Annotated in this window: 17 protein-coding genes; 14 read left to right on the forward strand and 3 right to left on the reverse strand. The window is 67.5% G+C overall.

Annotation, left to right across the window (positions count from 1 at the left end; translation table 11 throughout):
* The first annotated feature begins 57 nt into the window (after positions 1–57).
* Together BBJ41_RS22210 and BBJ41_RS22215 are read left to right on the forward strand one after the other, a co-directional pair.
* A complete protein-coding gene (locus BBJ41_RS22210; RefSeq protein WP_069748455.1) occupies positions 58–2,382 on the forward strand; it encodes an FdhF/YdeP family oxidoreductase in 2,325 nt (774 codons plus the stop codon).
* Between the two features lie 12 nt (positions 2,383–2,394).
* Positions 2,395–3,315, forward strand: coding sequence for a bestrophin family protein (locus BBJ41_RS22215; protein ID WP_069748456.1), 921 nt, complete (start codon positions 2,395–2,397; stop codon positions 3,313–3,315).
* Positions 3,316–3,335: 20 nt separating this feature from the next.
* Here the strand turns inward: BBJ41_RS22215 and BBJ41_RS22220 are convergent, their stop codons facing one another.
* A complete protein-coding gene (locus BBJ41_RS22220) occupies positions 3,336–5,357 on the reverse strand; it encodes an FUSC family protein (RefSeq protein WP_069748457.1) in 2,022 nt (673 codons plus the stop codon).
* 146 nt (positions 5,358–5,503) lie between these two features.
* Here BBJ41_RS22220 and BBJ41_RS22225 point away from each other — a divergent pair, with 146 nt between their 5' ends.
* The 5 genes from BBJ41_RS22225 to BBJ41_RS22245 all read left to right on the forward strand — a co-directional run bounded on the left by BBJ41_RS22225 (position 5,504) and on the right by BBJ41_RS22245 (position 11,154).
* Positions 5,504–6,406, forward strand: coding sequence for a LysR family transcriptional regulator (locus tag BBJ41_RS22225; protein ID WP_069748458.1), 903 nt, complete (start codon positions 5,504–5,506; stop codon positions 6,404–6,406).
* Positions 6,407–6,808: 402 nt separating this feature from the next.
* Complete coding sequence (locus BBJ41_RS22230) at positions 6,809–8,368, forward strand: DHA2 family efflux MFS transporter permease subunit (protein ID WP_069748459.1); 1,560 nt, start codon at positions 6,809–6,811, stop codon at positions 8,366–8,368.
* Positions 8,369–8,533: 165 nt separating this feature from the next.
* Positions 8,534–8,863 (forward strand): hypothetical protein, encoded by a 330-nt coding sequence (locus tag BBJ41_RS22235; protein ID WP_069748460.1) that lies wholly within the window; start codon positions 8,534–8,536, stop codon positions 8,861–8,863.
* 253 nt (positions 8,864–9,116) lie between these two features.
* Positions 9,117–9,452, forward strand: a complete 336-nt coding sequence (locus BBJ41_RS22240; RefSeq protein ID WP_048247522.1) for a sugar ABC transporter ATPase — start codon at positions 9,117–9,119, stop codon at positions 9,450–9,452.
* A 112-nt stretch (positions 9,453–9,564) separates the two neighbouring features.
* Entirely contained in the window at positions 9,565–11,154 is a 1,590-nt protein-coding gene (locus BBJ41_RS22245) for an ABC transporter substrate-binding protein (RefSeq protein ID WP_069748461.1), read from the forward strand.
* Positions 11,155–11,514: 360 nt separating this feature from the next.
* Here the strand turns inward: BBJ41_RS22245 and BBJ41_RS22250 are convergent, their stop codons facing one another.
* Entirely contained in the window at positions 11,515–12,822 is a 1,308-nt protein-coding gene (locus tag BBJ41_RS22250; protein ID WP_069748462.1) for an Nramp family divalent metal transporter, read from the reverse strand.
* Positions 12,823–12,909: 87 nt separating this feature from the next.
* A complete protein-coding gene (locus BBJ41_RS22255) occupies positions 12,910–14,166 on the reverse strand; it encodes an oxalate decarboxylase family bicupin (RefSeq protein WP_069748463.1) in 1,257 nt (418 codons plus the stop codon).
* A 623-nt stretch (positions 14,167–14,789) separates the two neighbouring features.
* Here BBJ41_RS22255 and sapR point away from each other — a divergent pair.
* The 7 genes from sapR to BBJ41_RS22290 all read left to right on the forward strand — a co-directional run bounded on the left by sapR (position 14,790) and on the right by BBJ41_RS22290 (position 21,681).
* The gene (gene sapR, locus BBJ41_RS22260; protein WP_069748464.1) at positions 14,790–15,677 is read left to right on the forward strand and encodes a sap1 transcriptional regulator SapR; all 888 of its coding nucleotides are present in this window, start codon (positions 14,790–14,792) and stop codon (positions 15,675–15,677) included.
* Positions 15,678–15,691: 14 nt separating this feature from the next.
* Positions 15,692–16,255 carry a D-alanyl-D-alanine dipeptidase gene (ddpX, locus tag BBJ41_RS22265; RefSeq protein WP_069748465.1) on the forward strand — a complete coding sequence of 188 codons (564 nt, stop codon included), beginning with the start codon at positions 15,692–15,694 and terminating at the stop codon, positions 16,253–16,255.
* Between the two features lie 73 nt (positions 16,256–16,328).
* The gene (locus BBJ41_RS22270; RefSeq protein WP_069748466.1) at positions 16,329–17,930 is read left to right on the forward strand and encodes an ABC transporter substrate-binding protein; all 1,602 of its coding nucleotides are present in this window, start codon (positions 16,329–16,331) and stop codon (positions 17,928–17,930) included.
* A gap of 10 nt (positions 17,931–17,940) precedes the next feature.
* Positions 17,941–19,011, forward strand: a complete 1,071-nt coding sequence (locus BBJ41_RS22275; protein WP_069748467.1) for an ABC transporter permease — start codon at positions 17,941–17,943, stop codon at positions 19,009–19,011.
* 66 nt (positions 19,012–19,077) lie between these two features.
* The gene (gene nikC, locus BBJ41_RS22280; protein WP_069748468.1) at positions 19,078–19,992 is read left to right on the forward strand and encodes a nickel transporter permease; all 915 of its coding nucleotides are present in this window, start codon (positions 19,078–19,080) and stop codon (positions 19,990–19,992) included.
* A gap of 1 nt (position 19,993) precedes the next feature.
* The gene (locus tag BBJ41_RS22285; RefSeq protein WP_069748469.1) at positions 19,994–20,908 is read left to right on the forward strand and encodes an ABC transporter ATP-binding protein; all 915 of its coding nucleotides are present in this window, start codon (positions 19,994–19,996) and stop codon (positions 20,906–20,908) included.
* Positions 20,905–21,681: an ABC transporter ATP-binding protein gene (locus BBJ41_RS22290; protein ID WP_069748470.1), complete on the forward strand. Its 777-nt coding sequence runs from the start codon at positions 20,905–20,907 to the stop codon at positions 21,679–21,681. The genes BBJ41_RS22285 and BBJ41_RS22290 overlap by 4 nt, the downstream gene beginning before the upstream one ends.
* Positions 21,682–21,754 lie beyond the last annotated feature (73 nt).

The following is a 21,754-nucleotide window of genomic DNA, read 5'->3' on the forward strand; positions in this document are numbered from 1 at the left end:
CAGCATCACAGGTGCCGCGCGTACTCTGCACGCATCGCCCCCGACACCTGCTGCACCATGAAAAAGAAATCCTCCACCGCGCGCATCGAACCGTACACCCACCCGGCCGCCGGCTGGGGCGCGCTGAAAGCCGTCACGATCAACCTGATCAAGGAAAAGGTCGCCGGCGGCAACTACCGTACGCTGCTGCGCCAGAACCAGCCGGACGGCTTCGACTGCCCCGGCTGCGCATGGCCCGACCGCCAGCACGCATCGACGTTCGAATTCTGCGAAAACGGCGTGAAGGCCGTGGCCGCCGAAGCGACGAGCAAGCGCGTGACGCCCGACTTCTTCGCCGCGCATACCGTCACCGAACTGCTCGAACAGTCGGATTTCGAACTCGAACAGCACGGCCGGCTCACCGACCCGATGGCCTACGACGCACAAACCGACCGCTACGTGCCGATCGCCTGGGACGACGCATTCGAGCTGATCGCGCGTCACCTGCGCGCGCTGCCCGACCCGAACCAGGCCGCGTTCTACACGTCCGGCCGCGCGAGCAACGAAGCGGCGTTCCTGTACCAGCTGCTCGTGCGGCGGTACGGCACGAACAACTTCCCCGACTGCTCGAACATGTGCCACGAGGCGACGAGCCGCGGGCTGCCGGCATCGGTCGGCGTCGGCAAGGGCACCGTCACGCTCGACGATTTCGAGCACGCCGACACGCTCCTGATCTTCGGCCAGAACCCGGCGACCAACCACCCGCGGATGATGGGCGAGCTGCGCGAATGCGCGAAGCGCGGCGCGACGATCGTGTCGATCAACCCGCTGAAGGAGCGCGGCCTCGAACGCTTCGCCGATCCGCAAAGCCCGATCGAGATGCTGACGATGTCGGGCACCAAGATCGCATCGACGTTCATCCAGCCGACGATCGGCGGCGATTTCGCGCTGATCAAGGGGATGGCGAAGCGCGTGCTCGAACTCGACGACGCCGCGCGCGCCGCCGGTGCGCCGCGCGTGCTCGACACCGCGTTCATCGGCGAGCACACGGCCGGCTTCGACGCGTTCGCCGACGATCTGCGCAACGAAAACTGGTCCGCGCTGACGGCCGAAAGCGGCGTGCCGTACGAGCAGATCGACGGCCTCGCGCAGCTCTATGCGCGCAGCGAGCGCGTGATCGCGACGTGGGGCATGGGCATCACGCAGCACAAGCATTCGGTCGCGACCGTGCAGATGCTGACGAACCTGATGCTGATGCGCGGCAACATCGGCCGCCCCGGCGCGGGCCTGTGCCCGGTGCGCGGCCACTCGAACGTGCAGGGCAACCGCACGGTCGGCATCGAGGAAAAACCGTCGCAGGCGTTCCTCGACCGGCTCGGCCACGTGTTCGATTTCGAACCGCCGCGCCACCACGGCCTCGACGTCGTCGAAACGATCGAAGGCATGCTCGAAGGCCACGTGAAGGTGCTGATCGGCCTCGGCGGCAACTTCGCGATGGCGACGCCCGACACGCCGCGCACGTGGGAAGGCATGCGCCGTTGCGACCTCTCCGTGCACATCACGACGAAGCTGAACCGCAGCCACCTGATCCACGGCCGCGACGCGCTGATCCTGCCGACGCTCGGCCGCACCGAGATCGACCTGCAGGACAACGTCGCGCAAGGCGTGACGGTCGAGGATTCGATGAGCATGGTCCACGTGTCGTACGGAATGAACAAGCCGGCGTCGCCGAACCTGATGTCGGAGCCCGCAATCGTCGCGCACATGGGCCATGCCTTGTTCGGCAGCGGCAAGATCGACTGGCTCGCGTACAAGGACGACTACGCGAAGATCCGTGACGCGATCGAGGCAACGTTCGACGGCTTCTACGACTACAACACGCGCATCGCGCGGCCGGGCGGCTTCCACCTGCGGGTCGCGTCGCGCGACCGCGAATGGCTCACGCCCACGGGCAAGGCGAACTTCATCGCGCACGCGCTGCCGACCGACACGCCGATCCAGCGCGCCCGCGCGCTGCACGGCGAGCGGCTGATGACGCTGATGACGACGCGCTCACACGACCAGTACAACACGACCGTCTACGGGCTCGACGACCGCTATCGCGGCGTGTTCGGCCAGCGCCGCGTGGTGTTCGTCAACCGCGACGATCTCGCGATGCTCGGCCTGAAGGCCGGCGAATGGGTCGACATGGAAACGGTGTGGCACGACGGCATCGAGCGGCGCGCGGACGGCTTCCTGCTCGTCGAGTACGACATCCCGCGCGGCTGCATCGGCGCGTATTACCCGGAAACCAACCCGCTCGTGCCGCTCGACAGCGTCGGCGACGTGTGCAACACGCCGACGTCGAAGTCGGTGCCCGTGCTGCTGCATCGCGCTGCCGCACCGGCGTCAATCGCCGCCTGACGGAGCACGACGATGATCGTTCGCCCGCGCGAGCACTGGCTGCGGATGCTGCTCGTCTGGAACGGCTCGGTGCTGCCGACCATCCTGCCGCAGCTCTTGCTGACGCTCGCGATCAGCCTCGTCGCGGTGTGGGGCGGCGGCCGCGTGCTCGGCGAGAAGGTGCCGCTGAACCCGACGCCGTTCACGCTGATCGGGCTCACGCTCGCGATCTTCGCGGGGTTTCGCAACAACGCGAGCTACGACCGCTATCGCGAGGCGCGGCAGCTCTGGGGCGGCGTGCTGACCGCCACGCGCACGCTGGTGTCGCAGGCGCTCAGCTACGGTGCGCTCGACGATGACGACGACGCGCGGCGCGCATTCGTGCGCACGGTCGTCGCGTTCGTCTATTCGCTCAAGCATCAACTGCGCGGCACCGATCCGGCCGGCGACCTGCGCGCGCTGCTCGACGACGACACCTACGCGCGCATCGCCGCTGCCCGGTATCGCCCGGTTGCAATCGTGCACGGGCTGCGCGAGGCCTTCGCCGCGCGCGCCGATGCGGGCCGCCTCTCCGACACGCGCCTGTGGATGCTCGACGCGCGCCTCGACGATCTCGTCTCGATGGTGAGCGGGTGCGAACGCATCGCGTCGACGCCGATCCCGTTCTCGTACGACGTGCTGCTGCACCGGACCATCTACGCGTACTGCGTGCTGCTGCCGTTCGGCCTCGTCGACTCGATCGGCGCGGCGACGCCGTTCGTCACCGTGTTCGTCGCCTATACGCTGATCGCGCTCGACGCGATCGCCCATGCGATCGCCGAACCGTTCGGCGACGGGCCGAACCATCTCGCGCTCGATGCGATGACGAGGATGATCGAGCGCACGCTGCTCGAACTGAACCACGAGCCGCTGCCGGCGGAAGTGGCGCCCTGCCGCGCCTACCGCCTCAGTTGAACACCCGCCCGCCGCATCGCTCAGTCGCGGCGGCCGCGCAGGAAGCCGCCGTGTTCGGCGGCCGCATCCGCGATTCGCCGCAGCAGCACAACCCCGCGCAGCAACGCGCGCGCGTCGTCGCCATCGCGAGCGGCCACGCGCCGCAGCAGCACGCGGGCTGCCATGTCGCAGGTCCGGTCGAGCTCCGCGAACTCCGCCCGCGCGCACCGCCCGCGCACCACGGTTGCCGCACGACGCGCGGCCGGCTCCTGCGCTGCCAGTTCGGCGAGCGACAGCAGGCTGTCGCCGAGCCCCCAGATCGCGAGCAGGTCGCGCATGTCGCGCTCGATCAGCGTCTGCGGCAAGCTTCCTGCGAACCCCAGCTCGCGCGCGAGACGATCGGCCGTACGGCTGAGCCACGTGCTCGCGGACCACGCGCGCGGGTCGCGCGCAATGCCTGCCAGGTCGCGGCGCACCGCACGATGCAGGCGCTGCCGGCTGGTGCCGGGATCGTCGGGAAACACGAGCGCGAACACGAGCGCGCCGAACGCGATCCCGAGCATCGTCGCGAGCGCGCTGTTCAGAAACGCGGCGTCGCCGATGCGGGCGGTATTGTCCGGCGACGTGAAATTCCAGAAGAAGATCGTAAACGCGCTGCCCATCGCGGCCGTGCGCGGATGCCGGATCGCGATGCCCGCGGCGATCAGGAACACGCCGAGGATATAGGCCAGCATCTCGAAGCCCGACACGGCGGGCAGCAGGATGAAATTGCAGACGACACCCGCGACGGCCGCACACGCCGTGCCTTTCAGAAACCCAACAGCCGCGCGCACCGAATTCGGGCGCGTCGAGAACAATGCGCCGACCACGGCCGTGATCGTGACGAAACCGGCGCCCGACGGCCACGCGGTGAAGATCCAGATCCCCGACGCGGTCATCACCGCGAGGAACGCACGAATCGCGTTGTGCCATGCGATTACCGGATCGTGGTGGAACGCGTAGCGCACGCGTGAAGGCGGCGGCTCCGGCCGGTCGAGCTGCGCCTGGCTCGCGTATGCGCGGTCGAACCCCGCGAGCAGCGCCGCCAGCCGGTCGAGCGTCAGCAGGCGCGACGTGTCCGGGCCGGCCGCCTCGGCATGCAGCGCTGCGTCCACGCGCGCGCGCAGCGCCGCCAGTTCGTACCCGGCGTCGCCCGACGCGGCGACGCCGTCGAGCACACGCGCGACCTCGTCAACCAGCGGGTCCGGTGCATCGCCGGCGCGCACCGCGTGCTCGCGGATCGCCTGCCCCGCGGCCTGTGCCGCCAACACGCCCAGCGCCGCGGCGCGCAAATGGCCGATCGCGTTGCGCACCGGCGGCGCGCCGGTCGCCGCGTATTCGGCGGCCGTATCGAGTTCGAGCGCGTCCGCGAACAGCCGGTGCACCGCCGCGCCGTTCGGCTCACGGCGCAGCGCGCCCGCACCGACCGCCACCGAACGGTCGAGATAGCGCTTGAGCCGCGTACGGACATCGTTCAGCGGCGCGCCCGGCGCAAAGACCGTATCGAACAGCGCGCAGCACAGGATGCCGACCACCACGTACAGGAACCGTGCAACCGCGATATCGAACGCATGCAGCGGCGCGGACACCGCATCCATCGCGATGATCGCGGCCGTATAGCCGGCGAGCACCGCCGCATACGCGCGGAAATTCCGCTGGAACGTCGCGACGCCCGCGCACAGGCCAATCCATACGGCAAGCGCCGCCAGGAACAGCTCGGGCGTCTGCGCGAACGCGCCGGTCAGCGCGAGCGCGACGGCTGCGCCGATCGCGGTGCCGAGAATCCGGTACTGGCTCTTCGACAGCCCCATCCCGCGGCTGCCCTGCGCGACGATCCAGACGGTCGACGCGGCCCATTTCGGATCGTCGAGATTCATCCGGAACGCAATATAGAGCGCGAGCAGCGACGCGGCCGTATTGCGCAGCGCGAACGCGAGCGCGCCGGGCGGCAGCGTCGGGCGCGCGTCGCGCAGCGCGGCCCGGACGGCCGCGAACGGCGGCAGGCTGGGGAAAGCGAATTTCATCCGGCGAGCATACGATCGCGCGCCTGCCGCCACTACGGGCCGACTGCGGGATGCGTTATTGCACCGGGCGGGATAATCGGCGCGACCCGAGGCGATCCGGCGCGCGACGGTAAGATGCGCACAGGACGAACACTGAAACGACTCGTATGGATTTCGAGAGCATCCGGATTTTCTTGCGCGTGGTGGAACGCGGCAACTTCACCGCCGCCGCCACGCAACTCGACATGCCGCTCAGCCGCGTGAGCCGCAAGGTCAAGCAGCTCGAGGACGACCTCGGCGTCCAGCTGCTGTACCGCACCACGCGCCGCGTGTCCGTCACCGAAGCCGGGCGCGACTACTACGAGCGCTGCCTGCGCGCCGAGGAAATCCTGCTCGACGCGGATCGCCTGGCCCGCGCGTTGCGCACGGAACCCGAAGGGACGCTGCGCGTGCTCGTGCCCTACTCGATCGGCCTGTTCGAACTGGAGCCGGCGCTCGCCGAGTTTCGCCGGCGTTATCCGCTGGTCCAGCTCGTGTTGATCTACGACAACAGCGCGCTCGATCTCGTCGAACACGGCTTCGACGTCGCGCTACGCACCGGCGTGCTGACCGATTCTGGTTATGTCGCGCGCTCGCTCGGCTGGTCGCACGCGAAGCTCGCGGCCAGCCCGCACTATCTCGATCGCGCCGGCCGGCCGCAAACGCCGCAGGATCTCGCCCATCACGACATCCTGTTCGTCGGCCGCGACACACCCGGCCTGACGCTGCGACTCACCAACGCGGCCGGCGACGTGGCCGACGTGCCGGTCCGGCCCGTGCTGATCTCGAACGAATCGGTCACGGTGCTGCGCCAGGCCTCGAGCGGCGGCGGCATCGCGTTGATTTCCACGCACTTCACCGCGCGGCGGCTCGAGAAGAACGAACTCGAAATCGTGCTGCCCGACTGGCACCGCACCGACGACGTCGAGCTTCACGTGCTCTACCCGCGGCGCGCGACGCTCGACAGCAAGGTGCGCGCGTTCGTCGAATTCCTGACGGAAGTCTTCACCGCATGGCGGAGCGCGCCGTAACCAGCCTTTCGCGATCGTAAACCGGCACGCGCCGTGCCGCATTGTTGCGGTACGTGAAAGCAATTAGTGAGCGCGCAAGCGTTGATCGTCGTTCGCCGCGCCGTTAGCCTGTGGCAATGAAAAACGACCTCACCCGCACCGGCAGCCACGTGCCGGCTACCCGCCGACGCGTCACGCGCGTCGCGCCTTCCTGACGGGCGCACCCGCCCCCGAAGCCCGTCGCGGCTTCGCCGATCCGGATGAACGATTGAACCGTACGCTGCGCGCGAGCGGCCCCGCTTGGCGGGCCGCCCGCGCGCAGTGCGTATCCGTTCGTTCGTCCTTTTGGCGGGCCGCCCGCGCAGGCGTCGCGCGAGCGCGACCGTCGCCACGCGCCGCCGTCCCTCATCCCCCAGGAACACCATGTCATCTCCGTCATCCCCGGGCCCGCTGTCGGGCGGCCGGCTCGCGATCGGCACGATCGCGGTATCGCTCGCCATGTTCATGAACGTGCTCGATTCGTCGATCGCGAACGTCGCGATTCCGACGATTTCGGGCGACCTCGGCGTGTCGGTGGACGAAGGCACGTGGGTGATCACGATCTTCGCGGCGGCGAACGCGGTGTCGATTCCGCTGACGGGCTGGCTCACGCAGCGCTTCGGCCAGGTGCGCCTGTTCGTCACGTCGATCCTGCTGTTCGTGTGCGCGTCGTGGCTGTGCGGGATCGCACCGAACCTGCCGACATTGCTCGCCGCGCGGATCCTGCAGGGCGCGGTCGCGGGGCCGCTCGCGCCGCTGTCGCAGGCGCTGCTGCTCGGCGCGTGGCCGCGGCAGAAATCGTCGAGCGCGCTCGCGCTGTGGTCGATGACGGCGCTCGTCGGCCCGATCGCGGGCCCGTCGCTCGGCGGCTGGATCACCTACGACTACAACTGGTCGTGGATCTTCTACATCAACATCCCGGTCGGCCTCTTCGCGGCGGCGGTCACGTGGATCGTGTTCCGCGACCGCGAATCGGCCACGCGCCGCATGCCGATCGACACCGTCGGCCTGCTGCTGCTCGTGCTGTGGGTCGCATCGCTGCAGATCATGCTCGACAAGGGCAAGGACCTCGACTGGTTCAACTCGCCGGTCGTCGTCGCGCTAGGCATCGTCGCGCTGATCGGCTTCGCGTTCTTTCTCGTGTGGGAGCTTCACGAGGCCAACCCGATCGTCGACCTGCGGCTCTTCACGCAACGCAATTTCGCCGGCGGCACGATCGCGATCTCGGTCGCCTACGGGATGTTCTTCGGCACGCTCGTGCTGCTGCCGCAGTGGATGCAGGGCTACCTCGGCTACCGCGCGGTCGATTCGGGGCTCGCCACGGCACCGCTCGGGCTGTTCGCGGTCGTCCTCACGCCGGTGATGGGCAAGCTGCTGCCGCGCACCGATCCGCGCTACATCGCGACGCTCGCGTTCGTCGGCTTCGCCGTCGTCTTCATGATGCGCACGACGTTCTATACCGACGTGTCGCACTGGGATCTCGTGCTGCCAACGCTGCTGCAGGGCATTCCGATGGTGATGTTCTTCGTGCCGCTGACGTCGATCATCCTGTCCGGGCTGCCGCCGGAAAAGATTCCTGCCGCGGCCGGCCTGTCAAATTTCGGCCGCACGTTCTGCGGCGCGGTCGGCACGTCGCTGATCAGCAATGCATGGAACGACCGCACGATCCTGCATCACGTGCGGCTCACCGAACAGGCGAGCGTCACCAACCCGATCTTCGCGCAGCAGGTCGACACGATGCGCTCGCTGCTGCACGTCGGCCCCGATTCGGCGCTCGGGCTCTTCAACGCGTCGGTCGATTCGCAGGCGGCCGTGATGGGATTGAACGACATCTTCTACGTGTCGGCGATCATCTTCATCGCGATCATCCCGCTCATCTGGATCACGAAGCCGGCGCGCTCGGGCGGCGGCGATGCCGATGCGGCGGCGGCGGGCGCGCACTGACAGCCGCGGCCGGGCCCCGCTGCACGCGCCGGGCCCGCGCCGCAAACCGCAGACGTAATAAAGACTTGCAATCGATACAGGCCGAAACGTCAACAGCCTGCGCCGGCTCCGCGTTTTTTCCTCAAGCGCCCACCATTCGGACGCGCAACGACAGGAGAAAACACCATGCGAGCCCTTACCCGCCATCTCGCGATCGCCGCCACCCTGATGTCGGTGCTGACCGGCACCGCGTTCGCCGACACGCCGTGGCAGCAGACGCATCCGCGCCGCGAAGAGGTCAACCAGCGCCTCGCAAACCAGAATCGCCGCATCCATCACGAAGTGAAGGAGGGCGAGATGTCGCACGCACAGGCCGCGCGCCTGCATCGTGACGACCACAAGATCCGCCAGGAAGAGCGGGACATGGCTGCGCAGGATCACAGCCACATCACCAAGAGCGAGCAGCGCGTGCTGAACCAGCAGGAAAATGCGGTCAGCCACAAGATCGGCCAGTAAAAACGACACAACCGGCCAGCGCCCAGTCGCCAACGCCTGAAACGCCCGCTGCCGCCGTGCGGCAGCGGGTGCTTGTTGTATCGAATCGTTTCAACGCCTCATCCGCGTCAAATGCCGCGGGTATACTCCGTCGTCAGCCGCCTGCCGCATCGACCGTCAAAAACGGCCCGAATCCGGGCGGTTTCGTCGCGAAGCTTCGCGTTTCGCCTACCCCGCGCCCCAGCCTCGATACGAGACACCCGACGACCCGATCATGAAACGATTCCTGCTGCTCCTTCCCGCCGCCCTGCTCGCCGCCTGCGGTTCCGCGCCCTCGTCCGACTCGGCCTCGTCATCCGGCGCAGCGCCGATGATCTACGTGTCGTCGCAGCGTCCGGCCTACGCGATCGCCAATTGCCTCGACAGCCGTTTGTCAGGCACCGAGCAATCGCAGCACAACGGCGTGACCGACATCTCGATCGGATCGAACTCGTACTTCGTCACGCTCACGCCGTCGGGCAACGGCTCGGTCGTCAAGGTCGTGCGCGGCTCGGGCAGCGAGCCGCCTGAAGAAGCGATGCGCTTCGCGATCGCGCGCTGCGTGATCTGACGCCTGCCGGCGCCGGGCGCCCGCCCGGCCCGCCCCGCGCGCGCCGAATATTTTCCTCCGGCGTCCGTCGATGAGAGAATCGCACCCACGATTCCTTTTCGTTGGAGCCCGCATGAAGCATCTGCTGTCCCGGTTGTTCGTCAGCGCCGCGCTCGTCGCACTCGTTCCGGCGCTGCCGGCGCAGGCTGCCACGCCGCCCGGCATCTTCGTCGTCGCCACGCAGCTCGGCGAATTCACGACCCTCGACCCGAGCGGGATCTACGAACTTGTGCCGTCCGAGTACGTCGCGAACACCTACGAACGGCTCGTGCGCGTCGACCTGAAAGATCCGACGCACTTCAACGGACAGATCGCGCAATCGTGGACGGTCGGCGCCGACGGCCTCACCTACACGTTCAAGCTGCGCCCCGGCCTCACATTCCATTCCGGCAACCCGGTGACCGCCGACGACGTCGCGTGGTCGCTGCAGCGCACCATCCTGCTCGACAAGGGGCCGGCCGGCGTGCTCGCCGATCTCGGCCTCACGAAAGCGAACGTGATGCAGAAGGTGCGCGTGGTCGATCCGCAGACCGTCGTGCTCGAAACCGACCGCAAGTACGCGCCGAGCTTCGTGCTCAACGTGCTGAGCGCGTGCCCGGCCTCGGTGTTCGACAAGAAACTGCTGCTGTCGCACCAGCAGGGCAACGATTTCGGCAGCGCGTGGCTCCGGACCAACGACGCCGGCTCGGGCCCGTACCAGCTCGTCAAGTGGACGCCGAACGAAACCATCGTGCTGCAGCGTTTCGAGAAATACCGCACGCCGTATCCGATGAAGCGCGTCGTGCTGCGCCACGTGCCCGAAGCGTCCGCACAACGGCTGCTGCTGGAGAACGGCGACGTCGACGCCGCACGCAACCTGAGCCCCGACAGCCTCGCCGCGCTGACGAAGGCCGGCAAGATCAAGGTTGCGTCGTGGCCGGTATCCGCGCTGCTGTACCTGAGCCTGAACACGAAGAACCCGAACCTCGCGAAGCCCGAGGTCCAACAGGCGATGAAATGGCTGGTCGACTACGACGGCATCCAGCGCAACATCGTCAGCACGACCTACAAGGTGCATGAAACCTTCCTGCCCGAAGGCTTCCTCGGCACGCTGAACGCGCGGCCGTACAAGCAGGACGTCGCGAAGGCGAAGGCGCTGCTCGCGAAGGCCGGGTTGCCGAACGGCTTCGACGTGACGATGGACATGCCGAACGACTACCCGTACATCGAGATCGCGCAGGCGCTGCAGGCGAACTTCGCGCAGGGCGGCATCCGCGTGAAGCTGATCCCGGGCGATGCGAAGCAGGCGATCGGCAAATACCGCGCGCGCCAGCACGACATCTTCGTCGGCGAATGGTCGCCCGACTACATGGACCCGAACAGCAACGCGCGCGGCTTCGCGTGGAATCCGGACAACTCGGACCAGTCGCCGACCAAGATGCTCGCGTGGCGCAACAGCTGGGACATTCCGCAACTGACGAAGGACACCGAGGCCGCGCTCGTCGAGCCGTCGCCCGCGAAACGCGCGCAGCGTTACGAAGCGCTGCAGAAGGCCGTGCTCGCGAACTCGCCGTTCATCATCATGTTCGAGAAGGTCGTGCAGGTCGCGACGCGCCCCGGCACGACCGGGCCGGAAATCGGGCCGATCAACGACCTCGTGTCGTACCGGACCCTCGCGAAATAATCGCGGCAGCCCGCGCGGCCGGCCCTGCCGGCGCGCGGGTAATCGCCGTGGCCTGCCGCGCGGGCGCCCTGTCGGGCGACAACGGCGATCTGCGGTCGTGTTCACCGCGACACGCGACATCGCGCGGCTGAACATCTACGCAACGTCCCCGTCCGGCTCGCGGTCGCCGCTGTGCGGCGAGATGCCGGTCGACGGGCAGCGCAAAGGTACCGAGCTGATTCCGGTATCGAGCCGCGGCCGGTGCGGTCATCACGCTGCGCTCGACGCGCCTCTGCGGCCAACAGTGCAACACGATCCGGCGGCTGCGCGAAGCGCCGAACATGCAGCAGCAAACAACCAGCGGCCCCGCGCCGCCGTCGTTCAGTTGAATGCCGCCCACACCAGATACGCATTCAGCCCGACGATCACGATCGTCGCCGCGCCCGCGACGATCCGCAGCGGCATCCGCATCGCGTACGCACCCATCACGTCCGCGCGCGCCGACAGCATCAGCAGCGCGATCATCGGCAGCGGCAGCACGAAACTCAGCACGACCTGGCTCGCCACCATCGCGCGCGTGACGTCGCAGCCGAGCGCGACCACCGCGAACGCAGGCGCGATCGTCACCGCGCGCCGCACCCACACCGACAGGCGGCGGCGGATGAAACCCTGCATCACGACCTGCCCGGCCATCGTGCCGACCACCGAACTCGACACGCCCGACGTCAGCAGCGCGACGAGGAACAGCGCCCCGGCCGCCGGCCCGAGCACCGGAATCAGCGTGTGATATGCGTCGCCGATGTCGGTCATGCCCGGCGCGCTCAGATGGAACGCCGACGACGCCATCATCACCATCGCGAGATTCACGAACCCGGCCAGCCCGAGCGCGACGACGATCTCGCGGTTCGAGAAGCGCACGAGCCGCCGCCGTTCCGCGTCGTCGCGCGGCGCGGTGCGATCCTGCGTGAGCCCCGAATGCAGGTACAGCGTGTGCGGCATGATCGTCGCGCCGATGATCCCGACCGCGATCGTCAGCGCCGCATGATCGGGAATCTGCGGGACGACCAGATGGAAAGCGGCCGCGTGCCAGTCCTGCGGCGCGATCAGCAGCTCGCCGAGATAACACGCGCCGATCACGCCGACCAGCGCCGCGATCGCGGCTTCGAGCGGCCGGAAGCCGCGCTTTTCGAGCGCGAGGATCGCGCAGGTCGCGAACGCCGTCGCGATCATCCCCGCGAACAGCGACAGGTGGCACAACAGCCCGAACGCGAGCGCGCCGCCGAGGAATTCGGCGAGATCGGTCGCCATCGCGGCGATCTCGGAGGCGACCCACATGCCCCACACGACCGGCGCGGGGAAATGGTCGCGGCACAGTTCCGCGAGATTGCGGCCGGTCACGATGCCGAGCTTCGCCGACATCGCCTGGAACAGCATCGCGATCGCGTTCGCGGCCAGCACGACCCACAGCAGCCGGTAGCCGTACGCCGCGCCGGCCTGGATGTTGGTCGCGAAATTGCCGGGGTCCATATAACCGATCGATGCGATCACGGCCGGGCCGACGAACGGCAGCAGCGCGGCGACGCCGGTGCGGCGCCCTTCCAGCGCGGCGCGCGCCGCGCCGTCGATACGCTCGGGAGACTGGCCCGGCAGCGCGAAGCCGCCGGCGGATTTGCTCGTGACGGGAATCATGGTGTGGTTCCGTTCGAATAAGGAAGGCTTGCCCGGAAGCGGGCGACGCGGCCGGCCTGCCGCCTGCCGGCCACGGCGGCGGCGGCGTTACAGCGGCACGACGTCGGGACGGTTGCGCGGAAACTGCGCAATCACGTCCGGCGCGACGTTCAGGTGCGCTTCGACGAGCTTCGGCGGCGTGTGCGCGAGCCAGTCGGACAACGACACCTCCGCGTAGCGGTCGGTCTTGAAGATCTCGAGAAACACCAGGTCGGTCTTGCCGGTGTTCTGCACGTAATGCCCGAGGCTCTTCTTCACGTAACCGACGTCGCCTGCGCGGAAGTCGGCCGTCTGCGCCTTCGGCCCCGTGTCGAACACGGTCATCCGCGCCTCGCCCTGCAGGTAGTACTGCCATTCGTCGGCATTCGGGTGCCAGTGCAGCTCACGCATGCCGCCCGGATGCACGGTGACGAGCGCCGCCGCGACCGTCTTCGAGATGTTGAAGTTCGTGCTGTCCGCGATCCGCACCTCGCCGCCGCGCGTTTTGACCGCCGGCTTCATGTCGCCGAGCGAGAAGATGAACGGATGCGGCGGCGCACCGGCCGACGACGCGGATGCGCGCTGGGCTTCCGCGAGCGGGCCGGGCTCGTCGCCCTGGAAGATCCACAGGTTGTCGAGCGGAATGTTCTTGAAGGAGTCGGCCGGCACGCCGAAATTGAGCGCGAGCACGTCGGGCGGCGTATGCGCGACCCAGTCGGTCAGCAGCAGCGTGTTGAATTCCGATGCGCGGCCGTTATCGAACGCGAGCAGAAATTCGGCGCCGTCGGTGCCGAGCCCCTGCAGCGAATGCGGCAGACCGGGCGGGAAATACCAGAGATCGCCGGTTTTCACGTCCTGCACCGACGGCCGCCCGAGTTCGTCGAGCACCGTGATCCGGCAGCGGCCGTCGAGCATGATCGCCCACTCGGCTTGCTGGTGCCAATGCATCTCGCGAATGCCGCCGCGCGTCAGGCGCATGTTCACGCCGGATATTGTTTCTGAAATCGCAAAATCATCTTGCGTGACTTCGCGTGCCCATCCGCCATTTTGAATGCGCTTATGCGCATTATTAAAAGACGCCCAGAATAACGGCATGCCGTTTATATCGGTGGCCGGCGGATCCTGAAAAGATGGAAACTGGTTTGCGATTGCCGGATTCTTCGGCCCCGGATCGGTCAGGCTCTGGCGGTTGAGCGCATTCACTGCGCCCTCCGGCGGGCGGTCCGGATTGCCGAACGACGCGGCCTTTGCCGATACGGCAATGCCCGCTGCGGCAATGGCGCCGGCCGTATTCGTCAGCATCTTGCGTCGAGAAAGATTCGTCATGGTTACCTCTTCATTCTTGCGATTGAGCGAATTACCATTACGGAACACATGCCGTTTTTCGGATTATCGAAAATCGAACATCCCGTGACGCAAGTTAAATACAAATCCGCTTAAAACTTAAATGAATTATTAACCTGAATTAATGATTTAATCTGATCTGCTTTAATTTTGTAATTATTGCGGCGCAGCGGGATACAGGGTGGCAAAAAGAGGAGATTGAGACTATCAATGCGATCGATTTGAAAAAACAATCAGGCTGAAGCAGGCTGATGCCGATACACCGAACCCCGGCTCGCCCGGCCGGGGTTCGATGCGGTTCACTTGCCCGGCATGTCGTCGAGCCGTTGTGCTGCCGACCGCAATCCGCCGAGGATGCGCTGCGCCGACCAGGATCCGTGGCGTCGACTTGACGTGCCGTTCAACGAACGACGTCGCGATATTCCTGTCAGGCATAAACGCAAAATATTCCCCACAGAAATAATCGGCACGATTCGCGTGCCCCACTCCGCCATCCGACCCTATCATCTATCCTCACACCATAGTTTTTATCCGCTGGCGCGAATGATTTTGGCTTCGTTAGATAGATGACATTCGATCACCAGACGACAACGATCTAACAGCCGATGACCTGCGCGTTCGCCCGTACCGTCGAATCCCGCTATGCCGAGCTGACGCCGACAGCGAAGCGCATCGCGAGCTACATGCTCGCGAACCTCGACCGGCTCGGGCTCGAGACGGCCGACCAGATCGCGCAGCAGGCCGGCACGAGCGGCATCTCGGTCGGGCGTTTTCTGCGCAGCGTCGGGTATCGCAATCTCGACGACCTGAAACGCGAACTGCGCGGCGGCGGCGATCGCCCGTGGATGATCACCGACCGCCTCGACGAATACCGCCGCGTCGCGGGTACGCAGCCAGCCGGCGGCAACGGCAACCCCAATGGCAGCGACGGCGCGCTCGCCTCGTCGCTCGAACGCGAGCTCGATGCGATCCGCCACGTGTACCGGCTCGCCGAAGGCCCCGTGTTCGCGCAGGTCGCCGACCGGATCGCGCATGCCGACGCCGTGTTCATCCTCGGCATCCAGTCGACGCGCGGGATCAGCAACGCGTTCAGCAGCTACCTCGAATACCTGCGCCCGCGCGTGTTCTATTCCGACGGCCAGTCGGGCTCGTACGTCGATTCGCTGAACTCCGAATTCGAGCGGCCGTACTGCATCGTCACCGACACGCGCGCGTATTCGCGCAGCGCGCGCCGCTATTGCCAGGCGGCGGCCGAGCGCGGGCAGCCGTTCGCGCTCGTCACCGACCTGTCGTGCCCGTGGGCGCGCGAATGGCCGGCCGACCTGCTGCAGGTGAAAACCGACGTCGGCCAGTTCTGGGATTCGCTCGCGCCGCTCACCTGCCTGTTCAACCTGCTGATCACGGCCGTCGTCGACCGCCTCGGCCCGGCGATCGACCGGCGCGTCGCGCGCAACCGCGAACTGCAGCACACGTTCGACCAATTCGAATCCTGAGCGAACCCGAACCGATGACCGACCACCGCCTCGTCGAAATCACGCCCGCCACGCATCGCGTCGACATCGATCTCGTCTACGCGACCGACCGCAACCTGACCGGCAAGCCGATCTACCGCCGCGCGCACTGCCTGCTGCTGGCGCCTGCCGAAGCCGCCTTGCGCCGCGCGGTCGACGTGGCCGCGCAGGCCGGCTTCACGCTGCGCATCTACGACGCGTACCGGCCGCCGCAAGCGCAGCAAGTGCTGTGGGATTTCCTGCCCGATCCGAACTTCGTCGCCGATCTCGGCCGCGGCTCGAATCACAGCCGCGGCACCGCGCTCGACCTGACGCTCGTCGGTGCGAACGGCGAACCGCTCGACATGGGCACCGGCTTCGACGAGATGGTCGCCGCGTCGGGCCACTTCCACGCGGGGCTGCCCGAAGCCGTGCAACGCAACCGCCTGCTGCTGCTCGGCGTGATGCACGCGGCCGGCTTCGCGCACATCGACAGCGAGTGGTGGCACTACGAGCTGCCCGGCTCGTGCGAATTGCCGCAGATCGACAACGCGGCGAGCGGCCCGTGGCGCCTGATGTGATGCCAATGCCCGTCCCCTTCACGGTTCACGTTCAACGACTTCAACGACATCAACGACAGATGGAGAAGCGCACATGAAACTACCGACATCCCGGCTCGTCGCGGCGCTCGCCGCCGCGTCCGTTCTCGCCGCCGTTCCGCTTTCCGCCGCGCACGCGGAAACGCCTAAGGACATGTTCGTGATGGCCACGCTGCTCGACGAATTCACGACGCTCGATCCAGGCGAAATCTACGAGCTGGTGCCGGAGGAATACGTCGCGAACACGTACGACCGGCTCGTGCGCGTCGACCTGCGCGATCCGTCGAAATTCAACGGCGATGTCGCGCAGTCGTGGACGGTGAGCACCGACGGGCTGACCTACACGTTCAAGCTGCGCCCCGGCCTCAAGTTCCATTCGGGCAACCCGCTGACGGCCGACGACGTCGCATGGTCGATCCAGCGCGCGGTGCTGCTCGACAAGGGGCCGGCCGCCGTGCTGACCGGTATCGGCCTCACGAAGGCGAACGTCGTCGCGAACGTGAAGAAGCTCGACGACCAGACGATCTCGGTCACGACCGACCGCAAATACGCGCCGACCTTCGTGCTGAACGTGCTCGGCTCGTGGCCGGCGTCGGTACTCGACAGGAAGCTGCTGTTGTCGCACCAGCAGGGCAACGACTTCGGCAACGCCTGGCTGAAGACCAACGAGGCCGGCTCCGGCGCTTACAAGCTGGTCAAGTGGACGGCCGGCGACAGCCTCGTGCTGCAGCGCTTCGACGGCTACCGGCTGCCGCTCGCGATGAAGCGCATCGTGCTGCGCCACGTGCCCGAAGCCGCGAGCCAGCGCCTGCTGCTCGAGAACGGCGACGTCGATGCGGCGCGCGACCTGAGCCCCGACGATCTGGCCTCCGTCGTGAAATCCGGCAAGGCGAAGGTCTCGGCATCGCCGCAGGCGACGCTGCTGTATCTCGGCCTGAACACGAAGAACCCGACGCTCGCGAAGCCCGACGTGCAGGAAGCGCTGAAGTGGCTCGTCGACTACGCCGGCATCCAGGGCAACGTCGTGAAGACGACCTACAAGGTGCACCAGACCTTCCTGCCCGAAGGCTTTCTCGGCACGCTGAACGCGAACCCGTACAAACTCGACGTCGCGAAGGCGAAGGCGCTGCTCGCGAAGGCCGGCGTGCCCGGCGGCTTCACGGTGACGATGGACGTGCGCAACGACTATCCGTACACGGAGATCGCGCAGGCCGTGCAGGCGAACTTCGCGCAGGCGGGCATCAAGGTGCAGCTGATCCCCGGCGACAACAAGCAGACGCTCGCGAAATACCGTGCGCGCCAGCACGACATCTACATCGGCGAATGGTCGGCCGACTACATCGATCCGCACAGCAACGCGCAGGGTTTCGCATGGAATCCCGACAATTCCGACAAGTCGAGCTATAAAATGCTGGCCTGGCGCAACAGCTGGGACATCCCGCAACTCACGAAGGAAACCGATGCCGCGCTCGCCGAGCCGACCGCCGCGAAACGTGCGCAGCTGTATCAGTCGATGCAGAAGGAAGTGCTCGCGCGCTCACCGTTCGTGATCATGTTCGAGAAAGTCGCACAGGTCGCGACGCGGCCTGGCGTCAGCGGGCTCGAAGTCGGGCCGATCAACGATCTCGTGTCGTACCGCAACCTGAAGAAGCAATAAGATTCGCCGCATGTCGACTCCCGCCTCCTCCCTCGAAGCACTGCGCACGCTGCCCGCGCGGCGCCCGGCCGTACGCTGGGCGCTGCGCGTGCTGCGCTGGGCGCTCACGCTCGCCGTCACGTTCGCGGGGCTGCTCGCGCTGACGTTCGTGATCGGCCGCAAGGTGCCGATCGATCCCGTGCTCGCGATCCTCGGCGATCGCGCGTCGGCCGAGGCGTATGCGGCCGAACGCATCGCGCTCGGCCTCGACAAGCCGCTCGTCACGCAGTTCCTGATCTACGTGCGCGACGTGCTGCACGGCAATCTCGGCGTATCGCTGCTGACCGCGAACCCGGTGCTCGACGACATCAAGCGCGTGTTCCCGGCCACGCTCGAACTGGCGACGATCGCGACGCTGATCGGCATCGCGATCGGCGTGCCGCTCGGCGTCGCGGCCGCCGTGAAGCACAACAAGCCGATCGATCACATCGCGCGTTTCGTCGGGCTGATCGGCAATTCCGTGCCGGTGTTCTGGCTCGGGCTGATGGGGTTGCTGCTGTTTTACGCGCGGCTGCACTGGGTCGGCGGCCCCGGCCGGCTCGATCCGGTGTACGACGGCATGGTCGATCCGCGCACGGGCAGCCTGCTGATCGACGCGGCGCTCGCGGGCGAGTGGGACGTGTTCCGCAACGCGGTGTCGCACATCGCGCTGCCGGCCGCGATTCTCGGTTACTACTCGGTCGCGTACCTGAGCCGGATGACGCGCTCGTTCATGCTCGACCAACTGAGCCAGGAATACATCGTCACCGCGCGCGCGAAGGGCTTGTCCGAGCGCCGCGTGATCTGGCGGCACGCGTTCGGCAACATCGCGGTGCCGCTGCTCACCGTGATCGCGCTCACCTACAGCAACCTGCTCGAAGGCTCGGTGCTGACCGAGATCGTATTCGCGTGGCCGGGGCTCGGTTCCTACCTGACCGGCGCGCTGCTGAACGCCGACATGAACGCGGTGCTCGGCGCGACGCTCGTGATCGGCGTGATGTTCATCACCGTCAACCTGCTGACCGACGCGCTGTACCGCGTGTTCGATCCGCGCGCACGTTGAAGGCCGCTCCGACATGACCGCTTCCACCCTGCTTCTTTCATCGCCCATGCCGAAGGTCGTCCGATCATGAATGCCGAGCGTCTCACGCTGCGCGCGTGGCTGCTTTCCGATGCGCCCGCGTCGCGCTCGCAGGCCGCGCTCGGCCTCGCGTACCGCCGCTGGCGCCGCTTCGCCACCAATCCGCTCAACCTGTTCGGGCTCGCGATCCTCGTCGCGCTGATCGTCGTCGCGATCATCGGCCCGATGATCATGCCGCACGATCCGCTGCGCCAGGTGCTGTCCGACCGGTTGCTGCCGCCCGGCTCGCCGTCGCACTGGTTCGGCACCGACCAGCTCGGCCGCGACATCCTCTCGCGGCTGATCGCCGGCTCGCGCCTCACGCTCGGCATCGCGCTGCTCGTCGTCGTGATCGTCGTGCCGATCGGCCTGCTGATCGGCACGACGGCCGGTTATTGCGGCGGCATCGTCGACAGCGTGCTGATGCGCATCACCGACATCGCGCTCGCGTTCCCGAAGATCGTGCTCGCGCTCGCGTTCGCGGCCGCGCTCGGGCCCGGCGTGATCAACGCGGTCGTCGCGATCTCGATCACCGCATGGCCCGCGTATGCGCGGCTCGCGCGCGCGGAGACGATCCGCATCGCGCAGGCCGACTTTATCCACGCCGCGCGGCTGCAGGGCGCATCGGGCCCGCGCATCCTGCTGCGCTACATCATGCCGCTGTGCATGTCGTCGGTGATCGTGCGCGCGACGCTCGACATGGCCGGCATCATCCTGACCGTCGCGGGCTTGGGCTTCCTCGGCCTCGGCGCGCAACCGCCGAGCCCCGAGTGGGGCTTCATGGTCGCCTCGGGCCGCAACGTGCTGCTCGACGCGTGGTGGGTCGCGACGCTGCCGGGCATCGCGATCCTACTCGTGAGCCTCGCGTTCAACCTGCTCGGCGACGGGCTGCGCGACGTCTTCGATCCCCGTCATGGAGCGTGACATGCCGATGAATTCCGCCACCGCGCCCGCGCCGCTCTGCGAGATCGACGGCCTGAGGATCGGGTTTCGCGGGCACGACGGCGTCGTCACCGACGCCGTGCGCGACCTGTCGCTGACGCTCTCGCCCGGCGAACGGCTCGGCATCGTCGGCGAATCGGGCTCGGGCAAATCGCTGACGGGCCGCGCGCTGCTCGGCCTGCTGCCCGATGCCGCACGCTGGTCCGCGCGCACGATGCGCTTCGCGGGCCACGACCTGCTCGCGATGAGCCCGCGCGAGCGCCGACGGCTGTGCGGCAGCCAGATGGGCATGATCCTACAGGACCCGAAATATTCGCTGAACCCGGTGATGACGGTCGCGAAGCAGATGGGCGAAGCATTCCGCCTCCACGAACCCGGCCTGCGCGGCCGCGCGCTGCACGAACGGATCGTCGACGCGCTCGCGGCCGTGCAGATCCGCGACCCGGCGCGCGTCGCCGATGCGTATCCGCACGAGTTGTCCGGCGGCATGGGCCAGCGCGTGATGATCGCGATGATGGTATCGACCGGCCCGCGCCTGCTGATCGCCGACGAACCGACGTCCGCGCTCGACGTCGCGGTGTCGATGCAGGTGCTCGCGGTGCTCGACGCGATGATCGCGCGGCACGGCACGGGCCTGATGTTCATCAGCCACGACCTGCCGCTCGTGATGTCGTTCTGCGATCGCGTCGCGGTGATGTACGCGGGCCGCGTGGTCGAAACCTGCGCCGCGCGCGACCTGCGCGACGCGTCCCATCCGTACACGCGCGGGCTGCTCGCGGCGAACCCGCCGCTCGCGAACCCGCCCGACGAACTGCCCGTGCTGCGGCGCGACCCGGCGTGGCTCGATCCCTCGCCGCATGCCATCCCGCCCGCCGATCGACAGGAGGCCGCACGATGATCGACGTCGATCACGCATCGATCCGTTTCCCGACCCGCACGGGTCACGTCGACGCCGTGCGCGACGCGAGCTTCGCGGTGCGCGACGGCGAGGTGTTCGGCCTCGTCGGCGAATCGGGTTCCGGCAAGTCGACGCTGCTGCGTGCGCTGACGGGCCTCGTGCCGCTCGCGTCCGGCAGCCTGTCGATCGATGGCCGGCCGGTCGGCGGCAAGCCCGAGCGCGCGTTCCGCCGCCACGTGCAGATGGTGTTCCAGGACCCGTACGCATCGCTGCATCCGCGCTTCACGGTCGATCAGACGCTGCGCGAGCCGCTGTCGATCCACGACATCGGCGACGCCGATGCGCGCATTGCCCGCGCGCTGTCCGAAGTCGGCCTCGGCCCCGCGTTCCGCTTTCGTTATCCGCACCAGTTGTCGGGCGGCCAGCGGCAGCGCGTCGCGATCGCACGCGCGCTGATCGTCGAGCCGCGCGTGCTGCTGCTCGACGAGCCGACGTCCGCGCTCGACGTGTCGGTGCAGGCCGAGATCCTGAACCTGCTGCGCCGCCTGCATCGCGAGCGCAACCTGACGATGATCCTCGTCAGCCACAACCTCGCGGTGATCGGCTTCCTGTGCCAGCGCGTCGCGGTGATGCAGCATGGCGAGATCGTCGAGCAGCTGCGGATCGAGGACGTGCGCGCCGGGCAGGTCGCGCGCGACTACACGCGCACGCTGCTGCAGGCGACCGAAGGCTACCGCCGTCTCGACCCGGTGAGTGACGCGCCCGCCGCCTGACATCTGTGCGACGCGCCGGCATGCGATACTCGGCACGCCCCGCGCCGGCATGGCCGCCGCGGGGAACCCTCGT

It is taken from the genome of Burkholderia stabilis, assembly GCF_001742165.1.
Taxonomy (GTDB): domain Bacteria; phylum Pseudomonadota; class Gammaproteobacteria; order Burkholderiales; family Burkholderiaceae; genus Burkholderia; species Burkholderia stabilis.

Coding starts and splice junctions, on each gene's coding strand:
- BBJ41_RS22210 (WP_069748455.1), top strand. CDS start 58: ATGAAAAAGAAATCCTCCACCGCGCGCATCGAACCGTACACCCACCCG.
- BBJ41_RS22215 (WP_069748456.1), top strand. CDS start 2,395: ATGATCGTTCGCCCGCGCGAGCACTGGCTGCGGATGCTGCTCGTCTGG.
- BBJ41_RS22220 (WP_069748457.1), bottom strand. CDS start 5,357: ATGAAATTCGCTTTCCCCAGCCTGCCGCCGTTCGCGGCCGTCCGGGCC.
- BBJ41_RS22225 (WP_069748458.1), top strand. CDS start 5,504: ATGGATTTCGAGAGCATCCGGATTTTCTTGCGCGTGGTGGAACGCGGC.
- BBJ41_RS22230 (WP_069748459.1), top strand. CDS start 6,809: ATGTCATCTCCGTCATCCCCGGGCCCGCTGTCGGGCGGCCGGCTCGCG.
- BBJ41_RS22235 (WP_069748460.1), top strand. CDS start 8,534: ATGCGAGCCCTTACCCGCCATCTCGCGATCGCCGCCACCCTGATGTCG.
- BBJ41_RS22240 (WP_048247522.1), top strand. CDS start 9,117: ATGAAACGATTCCTGCTGCTCCTTCCCGCCGCCCTGCTCGCCGCCTGC.
- BBJ41_RS22245 (WP_069748461.1), top strand. CDS start 9,565: ATGAAGCATCTGCTGTCCCGGTTGTTCGTCAGCGCCGCGCTCGTCGCA.
- BBJ41_RS22250 (WP_069748462.1), bottom strand. CDS start 12,822: ATGATTCCCGTCACGAGCAAATCCGCCGGCGGCTTCGCGCTGCCGGGC.
- BBJ41_RS22255 (WP_069748463.1), bottom strand. CDS start 14,166: ATGACGAATCTTTCTCGACGCAAGATGCTGACGAATACGGCCGGCGCC.
- sapR (WP_069748464.1), top strand. CDS start 14,790: ATGACCTGCGCGTTCGCCCGTACCGTCGAATCCCGCTATGCCGAGCTG.
- ddpX (WP_069748465.1), top strand. CDS start 15,692: ATGACCGACCACCGCCTCGTCGAAATCACGCCCGCCACGCATCGCGTC.
- BBJ41_RS22270 (WP_069748466.1), top strand. CDS start 16,329: ATGAAACTACCGACATCCCGGCTCGTCGCGGCGCTCGCCGCCGCGTCC.
- BBJ41_RS22275 (WP_069748467.1), top strand. CDS start 17,941: ATGTCGACTCCCGCCTCCTCCCTCGAAGCACTGCGCACGCTGCCCGCG.
- nikC (WP_069748468.1), top strand. CDS start 19,078: ATGAATGCCGAGCGTCTCACGCTGCGCGCGTGGCTGCTTTCCGATGCG.
- BBJ41_RS22285 (WP_069748469.1), top strand. CDS start 19,994: ATGCCGATGAATTCCGCCACCGCGCCCGCGCCGCTCTGCGAGATCGAC.
- BBJ41_RS22290 (WP_069748470.1), top strand. CDS start 20,905: ATGATCGACGTCGATCACGCATCGATCCGTTTCCCGACCCGCACGGGT.